This window comes from Staphylococcus sp. acrmy, assembly GCF_022690565.1.
Classification (GTDB): domain Bacteria; phylum Bacillota; class Bacilli; order Staphylococcales; family Staphylococcaceae; genus Staphylococcus; species Staphylococcus caledonicus.
Map to the genome: position 1 here is coordinate 1 of NZ_JALCVE010000021.1, position 5544 is coordinate 5544.

Annotated in this window: 9 protein-coding genes; 6 read left to right on the plus strand and 3 right to left on the minus strand. The window is 29.5% G+C overall.

Annotation, left to right across the window (positions count from 1 at the left end; translation table 11 throughout):
* The first annotated feature begins 1122 nt into the window (after window positions 1–1122).
* From FH144_RS11960 to FH144_RS11980, 5 genes are all read left to right on the plus strand, one after another.
* The gene (locus FH144_RS11960; protein ID WP_012818098.1) at window positions 1123–1248 is read left to right on the plus strand and encodes a hypothetical protein; all 126 of its coding nucleotides are present in this window, start codon (window positions 1123–1125) and stop codon (window positions 1246–1248) included.
* A 110-nt stretch (window positions 1249–1358) separates the two neighbouring features.
* Window positions 1359–1676 (plus strand): hypothetical protein, encoded by a 318-nt coding sequence (locus tag FH144_RS11965; RefSeq protein WP_242316055.1) that lies wholly within the window; start codon window positions 1359–1361, stop codon window positions 1674–1676.
* A gap of 486 nt (window positions 1677–2162) precedes the next feature.
* Entirely contained in the window at window positions 2163–2780 is a 618-nt protein-coding gene (locus FH144_RS11970; RefSeq protein WP_002440820.1) for a CadD family cadmium resistance transporter, read from the plus strand.
* A gap of 18 nt (window positions 2781–2798) precedes the next feature.
* Entirely contained in the window at window positions 2799–3146 is a 348-nt protein-coding gene (locus tag FH144_RS11975; protein WP_002441960.1) for an ArsR/SmtB family transcription factor, read from the plus strand.
* A 165-nt stretch (window positions 3147–3311) separates the two neighbouring features.
* Entirely contained in the window at window positions 3312–3407 is a 96-nt protein-coding gene (locus tag FH144_RS11980) for a type I toxin-antitoxin system Fst family toxin (protein WP_242316057.1), read from the plus strand.
* A 734-nt stretch (window positions 3408–4141) separates the two neighbouring features.
* Here the strand turns inward: FH144_RS11980 and FH144_RS11990 are convergent.
* A complete protein-coding gene (locus FH144_RS11990; RefSeq protein WP_242316059.1) occupies window positions 4142–4486 on the minus strand; it encodes an ArsR/SmtB family transcription factor in 345 nt (114 codons plus the stop codon).
* A gap of 353 nt (window positions 4487–4839) precedes the next feature.
* Here FH144_RS11990 and FH144_RS12065 point away from each other — a divergent pair, with 353 nt between their 5' ends.
* Window positions 4840–4968, plus strand: coding sequence for a hypothetical protein (locus FH144_RS12065; RefSeq protein ID WP_277953193.1), 129 nt, complete (start codon window positions 4840–4842; stop codon window positions 4966–4968).
* A 73-nt stretch (window positions 4969–5041) separates the two neighbouring features.
* Here FH144_RS12065 and FH144_RS11995 read toward each other — a convergent pair whose 3' ends face one another.
* Together FH144_RS11995 and FH144_RS12000 are read right to left on the minus strand one after the other, a co-directional pair.
* Window positions 5042–5209 (minus strand): hypothetical protein, encoded by a 168-nt coding sequence (locus tag FH144_RS11995; RefSeq protein WP_242316061.1) that lies wholly within the window; start codon window positions 5207–5209, stop codon window positions 5042–5044.
* Between the two features lie 30 nt (window positions 5210–5239).
* On the minus strand, window positions 5240–5464 hold the full coding sequence (locus tag FH144_RS12000; RefSeq protein ID WP_229689264.1) for an SHOCT domain-containing protein: 225 nt from the start codon (window positions 5462–5464) through the stop codon (window positions 5240–5242).
* Window positions 5465–5544 lie beyond the last annotated feature (80 nt).

Sequence of the window (5544 nt, forward strand, 5' to 3'; positions counted from 1 at the left end):
ATTGATATACATCATAAACAAAAAGTAAGTCGTTAATGTTCAAGACATGGGTCGAATGTAATTTTAAATTTGAATTTTTCTATTCCAAACTAAGTAAATATTTTTACTTAGTTTTCTCTTTTTTATCTCCAATTATTTTACTTTAAGTGCTTATTTTGAAAATAAAAATAAGCACTTAAAGTAAAAAGTGAAGAAAAAAATAGCCACTTTTGTCTTCCAACATGTTTTGTTTTTGGGAATATTACAAACATGATAGGATTTTCAGATAGTATTTGACATGAGCATAAGGGAATCCAGTACCACCTAAGGTGGTATTCAGCATAGCTGAAGGATTATCTTACATTCACCTTGATTAATTACTTTTTTGAAAACTATTATAAACATTGATATAACAATATTTAGAGTTAATATTAAATAGAAATTGATCGAGATTATAACCCTTAATATTGCATACTATTTACAATTGTTACAAGACCACTTTAAATTGTTTGAATACTATTATTTTTGTTGATTTCATAGGCTTCAGTCATCCTCAATCCTATAAATAGGATTAATTTTTTTACCCAAATCCTATTAATCCTACTACTTTTAGTATTAATTTCAACAACCAAATCACTAAAAAAGTAATCTAAGCAATTCATACATTTGTTTCACTTTTTGAAATTGATTAAATACTTTTTTCTCAATATCAAATTCAATAATGATCATATTATTTATTTTTAAGTTCAAAGAAAAGAGAAAGAATAAAACAATTTCTATACGTTTCTATGCTCAATTTTATTAAAAAGTGGATCGAAATAAAGATCATTTTATCTTTTTATTAACTAGAGAATTAAAAAATATAAAATGCATAATAAGATTCATCGAAATGATTATACTCAAAATTTTTTATTTTAATCTTCCTAAATTTTAAATTCAACTCTTATTTACGTTTTAAGAGATATGAAATTATTTTTTTGTATAACAATATATAACATTCTAACTATTTTAGTGAGTATCAAGATTATTTTAATTAACTTTAAAATGTTAAATAAAAAGCAAAGTATTATTTATTTTAGACTGTCTAAAGAAATAAAATAGAACGGAAAACATGGCAAATGGCATTTTCTAAAAGAAGGTAATTTGACAGTATATTTTTATATTTGGATTAAAAAAGAGTATTTAACGAGTGAACTTTTTGATTTAACAGAAAGTGAAAAACAAGAAATTAATCATCAAATGATTGATGAAATTGAAGAAGAAAAATAAAAATAAACTTTCTTAAACGTTAGCAAAAAGTTAGCGTTTTTTTTGTTGAAAATACGCTAAAAATGTCTGGGTACATTTTGGGTACAGATACAGTATGATGTGGGTACAAAATGGGTACAACACAATATCTTGCGGGTACATTCTGGGTACAAAGCAAAAAAATGTATACTTTTTCAAAATCTCTGTATCCCTTGAAATGTCTGGCTTCGCCAGACCATACATTTTTTTATGTATGCAAATTTCCCTTATGCTCTTACAAAGAATTTGGACCCAATTCAAAATTCGGTGGTTTTTTGAAAGAAATTGCTCCTGCGGGAACTAAAAAAGGTGATGATTTTTTGAGCCATTTTATGCAAAATTTTAGTTTGCATATAACTGGGCAGTGTCTAAAAATCGTCACTGGTTTTGCTAAAAAAATTGTGATGTGAAATCAAAATATATTTATTTGGCTCTCATTTGCGTTTTAAGAGCCAATATAAGTTTTTGGGTATAAAACTATATAAATAACTCTAATTTTTCAAAATACCGTCTTAAAATTAAAAATAAAGGTATTCTGATTTGTAATAAATTAGAATATAAAAAAAAGAGCCACCATTTAAAATTTAGGTAGCTCTTACTTACTTTTTGGATGATAAAAGTGGAAAAATAATACGAGAAAAACCAGAAAAGGTATTTTAATTATAACACGGCATTTATGCCGAGAAAATTTATTGATCGTTGAGAAGAACCCTTAACTAAACTTGTAGACGAATGTCGGCATAGCGTGAGCTATTAAGCCGACCATTCGACAAGTTTTGGGATTGTTAAGGGTTCCGAGGCTCAACGTCAATAAAGCAATTGGAATAAAGCATCTATGATTATTTGAAAACATAAGTTATAATACATTCAAAAATATTTTTGAATGAGGTGTAATTATGATTCAGACTATTGTAACTGCTGCTATTCTTTATATTGCGACAGCGGTAGATTTATTAGTGATTTTATTAATATTTTTTGCTAGAGCAAAGACTAGAAAAGAATATCGAGATATTTATATTGGCCAATATGTAGGATCTGTGGCATTGATTGTCGTAAGTTTATTCTTTGCCTTTGTCTTAAATTATGTTCCTGAAAAATGGATATTAGGATTATTAGGGTTAATACCGATTTATTTAGGAATTAAAGTAGCTATTTATGATGATTGTGAAGGAGAAAAGAGAGCTAAAAAAGAATTGAATGAAAAAGGATTGTCTAAATTAGTTGGTACGGTTGCAATTGTTACGATAGCAAGTTGTGGTGCTGATAATATTGGTTTATTTGTTCCGTATTTTGTGACATTAAGTGTTACTAATTTATTAATTACTCTGTTTGTCTTTTTAATTTTAATTTTCTTCTTGGTATTTACTGCACAAAAATTAGCTAATATTCCAGGAGTTGGAGAAATTGTTGAGAAATTTAGTCGTTGGATTATGGCTGTTATTTATATAGCTTTAGGTTTATTTATTATTATTGAAAATGATACTATTCAAACAATTTTAGGATTTATATTTTAATTTAGGGTGCGATTTTATATGAGTTATGAAAATGCTTGTGATGTGATCTGTGTACATGAGGATAAAGTTAACAATGCTTTAAGTTTTTTAGAAGATGATAAATCTAAGAAATTACTTAACATTTTAGAAAAAATTTGTGATGAGAAGAAATTGAAAATCATATTATCTTTGATTAAAGAAGATGAGTTGTGTGTTTGTGATATTTCTTTGATATTGAAAATAAGTGTTGCTTCAACTTCACATCATTTAAGACTTTTATATAAAAATGATGTACTTGATTTTTATAAAAAGGGAAAGATGGCATATTATTTTATTAAAGACGATGAAATAAAAGAATTTTTCTCTAAAAATCAGGAGGGTTTTTGAAACGAGTGAAACGAATTTCTTCTTGTCTTGATACTATAAAAAAGCAAAGATATAACATAAAATGACTTATCAGAAGTTACCTATCATCGTATATTCGGAGATGATATAATATACAAGTCGCCTATCTCTGGCGTCAAATTGACGTAGAGAGGAGGTGCATACGCAATGACCGACATCTTTGTAAGTATCATGACCACAGCAGCAAGTGGTTGTATCGTTGCTTTATTTGCGCACTGGCTACGCAATCGCAATGATAAATAGGCGACTAGTCACACCCAAAAATCCCCTAACTACTGGCATAGTTAGGGGATTTGGTGCATACATGCACGACATCTTTGTTAATTGTATTATAACATCATAGTAGATAGGAATGCAAAATAGTTTATTGATTACTAACTAGTGAGTGATCTTTAATAAAGATACTATTTCACTAGAGGGAATGCCTATCTTAAACATTATAAAAGATTTATGAAGTTGAAGAACAAAATTGGAGATATTAAATATATTATCTTTTTGAGGGTATTCGGATTTTATGGTGGAAAAGTTGCTTCCACTTTAAACATCATGTCGGATTCATTTTCTTGTGGTGGTTCTATTGTTTTAAGATCTGGTAGTAATAATAAGTCTGACATATTGTTCATCCTTTACTACTCTGTGGTGTTATAGTATTAAATATAGATTTGATATTGAAATTATCATTGCTAATTATTTTACTAACATCAATCTCATAAAGCATTTGTATGATTGAAAACAAAAAGCCTATCATTCACTATCCTACAATAAAAAGGGTTATCCCATAGTTACACGGGATAACCTTACAATTATTAAATTATGCAGTTGCACAGCTACAATCTTTGCACTCGCAAACTTCATCAGTACAGTTGTCTACACATTCTTGACTACAGTAAACTTTTCCTGCTTCTTCTACTTTTGTTTCCCCAAGAACACAATTACAGTTCGGTCTCGCACATTTTTCCATACTAAACTCCTCCTTATTATTTAGGTAAATCTTCGGTTAAACACCAACCTCGATCTAATAGACTAACGACGCAATTATCAACAATTCGGTACCGAATAAAATTGGCTTCACGAATACTGCGAACGATGCCTTTATCAACCAATCGTTGAAGTTGGTTAGAAATGGCTTGAGGCTTCATTTCAAGCTGTTCTGCCACCTCGCTAACAGATGCATTTGGAGTTCGAAGCAAGGTATGCAGTATTCTAAGCCGTGTCCCATTAGAAAGTATTTTAAAGGTCTCACTTAAACTTTCAGCGTTCTCTGTATCTAATAAGGGACGTTCCGTTAGTTTTGGTTTTGGTGTACACAAGTTTTCAGACATTATTTCCTCCTCCATTTCACAATTACATTATATAGTGTAATAGTTTTTGTGTCAAGAACCTGAAGTTCATATATGAGCATCTTTTTATCAGTACATTATAACGCCTTAATAAGATAAAATATAATTCCCTCTTGTTTGACTACCTACCCGTAATCACCCGTGTTTGATTTATAATTTTGTGGTATTATTATTTTTCCTTAGCATTCCACCAAACAATCCGATTTAACCACTATTTTTTTCGAATTATCAAAATGCTAATTCCACTATATATTCCGAAGACCCATTTTTAATAAGTCAACTAGATAATGTGCAATAAATTTTGGCGTATACATTAACTTTACCCTTATTACTACATGGGACGTTCTGAAATGAACATGCCCGAAATGAATATGCAGCAAATGCAACAAATGATGATGGAACAACAAATTAAACAAAAACTAGGCTACTTATCCCCTGTAAAATACAGAGAATTAGCAGCCTAGAACATAGTGTTTTTATTAAGTTCCCATTTTAAGGGTTCTGTGCCTTGTAGTTATTGTGATTTTATATACTTTACTACTTATTTTCGTTGTTATCATCAAAGGTTTGCATGAAGTTCATGCATTCATTCATCATATTATCCATTCTCTGGTCATAATCAGAACCTTGGGTAAAACCAGTTTGTCCAATGACGATTAAACCAGCTAGTACAAACGACAGCACTAAAGGTAACTTCTTTTTCATCGCTTATTTCCCCTTTCATTCAAAGTATCCCTAATCTTTTTTTAACACTTTCTTTAATTTTTCATATTCATCTTCATTAATTTCCCCTTGGGCCAGCCTTTCCTTTAAAATTTGTAAAGAATCATCTGATCTTACACCTTTTGGTTTTTCTGAAGCTTTTGCAATTAATATATATACACCATAAAATAACAAGCCAAGAATGATAATCCAAAAAATCATGCCAATGAACCCCATTCCGCCCATCATATGACCCATAACGGTTCTGTTGCAAAGTTGAATTTATAGTATAATTTTAACAAAAAGGAGTCTTCTGTATGAACTATTTCAGATATAAA